This is a genomic window from Christensenella sp. (assembly GCF_034927525.1).
Taxonomy (GTDB): domain Bacteria; phylum Bacillota; class Clostridia; order Christensenellales; family Christensenellaceae; genus Christensenella.
Window position 1 is genome coordinate 1 of sequence record NZ_JAYFPU010000186.1, and the last position, 3,313, is coordinate 3,313.

Annotated in this window: 3 protein-coding genes; 1 reads left to right on the top strand and 2 read right to left on the bottom strand. The window is 51.4% G+C overall.

Going from position 1 to position 3,313, the window contains the following annotated elements; all coding sequences use genetic code 11:
• Window positions 1–1,014 (top strand): alpha/beta hydrolase (locus tag VB081_RS07670; protein WP_323400235.1); only part of this gene is annotated, 1,014 nt, incomplete at its 5' end.
• A gap of 24 nt (window positions 1,015–1,038) precedes the next feature.
• Here the strand turns inward: VB081_RS07670 and VB081_RS07675 are convergent.
• Both VB081_RS07675 and feoB read right to left on the bottom strand, forming a co-directional pair.
• Window positions 1,039–1,182 (bottom strand): FeoB-associated Cys-rich membrane protein, encoded by a 144-nt coding sequence (locus VB081_RS07675; protein ID WP_323400236.1) that lies wholly within the window; start codon window positions 1,180–1,182, stop codon window positions 1,039–1,041.
• Between the two features lie 13 nt (window positions 1,183–1,195).
• On the bottom strand, window positions 1,196–3,313 hold a 2,118-nt coding region (gene feoB, locus VB081_RS07680; protein ID WP_323400237.1), incomplete at its 5' end, for a ferrous iron transport protein B.

Sequence of the window (3,313 nt, forward strand, 5' to 3'; positions counted from 1 at the left end):
GGCATTATGAAGTTTTTTAAATGGCTGGGGAAAACGTTTTTTATGGGCGTAGGTTTTATTGTATTGTTTGTATTTTATTATTTCGCGTCCCCCGAGTCAACAGCACGGTATGTGAAGGCAATGTTTTCTGACAGTGGGTACAGTGATCCCAAAGATTTTGACTGTTATATGCAGCGCGTGGATATTTTTGAGGATATCGACTATGGATCGGCGTTTTTGGGTGGGACGATGGATATCATCCGGCCCAAGGAAAGACAGGAAAAACTGCCGGTCGTATTTTGGATGCACGGCGGAGCGTATGTGGGCGGCGATAAAAAGGATACGGAGCCATATAGCGTATTGCTGGCGGACAGGGGTTATGTTGTGGTAAACATGAATTATGCGCTTGCGCCGGAGGAGCATTATCCCGCGCCGCTGCTGCAAATCGGCGAGGCGTATCGTTATATTGAAAAGCACGCGCAGGACTACCTGATCGATCTGGATAACGTGTATTTTGGCGGGGACTCTGCCGGGGCGCAAATCATGTCTGTGTTTCTGAATGCGCAGACGTATGAAAGATATGCGCAGGAGACAGGCATTCCGCAGGTGGTGGAGAATAAGGAAACAATACGCGGGGCATTGCTTTTCTGCGGGCCTTATGATATGCCAAAGCTTGCTGACATCAATGCGCCTGTCATGGGACTGATGCTCAATCGTGCTGCATGCGCGTACATGAACGATAAGAAGTGGTATACGTCGCAGGCGGGAAAGCTGAACGCGCTGACAGACAAGGTCACAACGCTGTTTCCGCCTGCTTTCCTGACGGATGGGAACACGGGCTCGTTTGAAGGGCATGCCATAAGAATGGAAGCGGCGTTGAAAGAAAAAGGCGTTGAAGTGGAATGCGTGCTTTATCCGCGTAAAGAAAAAATACTGATGCACGAATACCAGTTTAACTTAGCGGAGAAATATGCGCTGATGACTTTTGAAAAGACGGTCGAATTTATGGAAAGAACAGCAAAAAAGACCCGGTGAGTACCGGGTCTTTTCGTTTCTGGATTATTTAGAGCAGTGGTGTGCGCTGGGGCAGCTGCTGCACGAGCCGCAAGAGCTGCATCCGCCGCGTTTTCGGTTGCGGAATGCCCGCACGACTATAAAAACGATAGCTGCGGCGATCAGGCCGCCGATGATAATATCTGCCATAAGATCACTTCCTTTAACTTCTGGCTTCTACAGAGAACCTTCTTTCGTTCTTTGCTTTAGGCTGATAACCTTTGCGCGCCATCAGCCATACGATGAATGCAATGAGCGCAATCGCTATGACCGTACCTATGTTGAAAACAGTACCCAAGAACAGTACGCTTCCAAGCTGGAAGATGATAAAAGCGACCACATAGGCAAGCAATGTCTGGTAACCGATCGCTGCCCATGTCCATTTTGCGCTGTTCATTTCGCGGCGGATCGCGCCGATCGCTGCAAAGCAGGGTGCGCACAGCAGGTTGAAGGCCATGAATGAAAATGCGCTTACGGTTGTGAACGAGGCGGCGACGCTTGATAGCAGCGCGCCCGTTTCTTCGGTCGCATCCATCAGCCCGTGCAGGACGCCCATCGTACCGACCACGTTTTCTTTGGCCACAAGCCCGGTGATGGTAGCCACTGAGGACTGCCAGTCGCCAAAACCGAGCGGTGCAAAGACCGGGGCAATGAACGTACCGATGGCGGCAAGCATACTTTCGCCCGTATCCACCATTTCAAAGCTGGTGTTGAAGTTGCTCAGGAACCAGATCACAACAGCGGATACGAAGATGATGGTACCGGCCTTGATGATAAACGACCGTGCGCGTTCCCACATGTGCATAAGTACGCCTTTTGCCGCAGGAGCGCGGTATTGGGGCAGCTCCATCACGAAGGGCGCGGGTTCGCCCGCAAACGGCTTCAGCTTCTTTAAAATGATACCTGAGACGAGCACCATGCCGACCCCCAGGAAGTAGGCGCTGGGAGCGAGCCACCACGAGTTTTCAGGGAACAGCGCGCCCGCGATGAGCGCAATGATGGGAAGCTTGGCGCTGCACGGGACGAACGTTGTCGTCATGATCGTCATACGCCTGTCGCTCTCGTTTTCTATGGTACGGCTGGCCATGATGCCGGGCACGCCGCATCCCGAAGATACGAGCAGAGGAATGAACGATTTGCCCGAAAGCCCGAATTTGCGGAAGACGCGATCCATGATGAATGCAACGCGAGCCATGTAGCCGCAGTCTTCAAGCAAGGAGAGCAGCAGGAACAAAATGAGCATCTGTGGCACAAAGCCGATGACTGCGCCCACGCCGCCGATGATACCGTCTACCACAAGGCTCAGTACCCAGGGGGAAGCGCCGATGGCGGTAAGGCCATCTGTCGCCCAGTCTGTGACGTATGTGCCGAACAGTACGTCGTTCGTCCAGTCTGTGACAAGCGTGCCGACCGTGCTGACGGCGATAAAATAGACGAGGAACATCACGCCGATAAAAATGGGGATCGCTGCCGCGCGATTGGTGACGACGCGGTCGATCTTATCAGAAATACTCAACCCGCTTACGCGCTTCTTGACACATTCGTGCATCAGCTTCTGGATATATGAATAGCGTTCGCCTGTGATGATGCTCTCACTGTCGTCGTCAAACTCGTTTTCGCACTGTTTGATGATATTTTCGATATATTGCTTTTTGTCCGGCGTCAAACGAAACGCTTCCTGTTCCTTTTCGTCCCGCTCAAACAGCTTGACGCTGTGCCAGCGAAGTGTTTCCGGCGTTACCATACCTTCGATGGTGTGGCCGATGGAGGAGAGGACATCCTCGACCTCTGACGCAAATTTGTGCAGGACAGGCTGTGTTTTTACCGTATTATGAACGTGGATCGCCGTATCGATCAGATTCTTAAGTCCCGTCGCCTTTAGGGCGGATGTCTCTATAACAGGACAACCGAGCCGCTCGCTCAGCTTTTTAATATCAATTTTATCGCCATTTTTTTTGATAACATCCATCATGTTGAGCGCGACCACAACGGGGATGCCTGTTTCTAAAAGCTGTGTGCTCAGGTACAGGTTACGCTCGATATTTGTCGCATCTACGATGTCGATGATCACATCCGGTTTTTCTTTGAGCAGATAATTGCGTGCTACAACTTCCTCTAAGGTATAAGGGGACAATGAATAAATGCCGGGCAGGTCTGTAATGATGATATCCTTATATCCCTTGAGGTTTCCTTCTTTTTTCTCCACCGTTACGCCCGGCCAGTTGCCCACATATTGTGAGGCTCCGGTCAGTTCGTTGAACATGGTGGTTTTTCCGCAGTT

Coding starts and splice junctions, on each gene's coding strand:
- VB081_RS07675 (WP_323400236.1), bottom strand. CDS start 1,182: ATGGCAGATATTATCATCGGCGGCCTGATCGCCGCAGCTATCGTTTTT.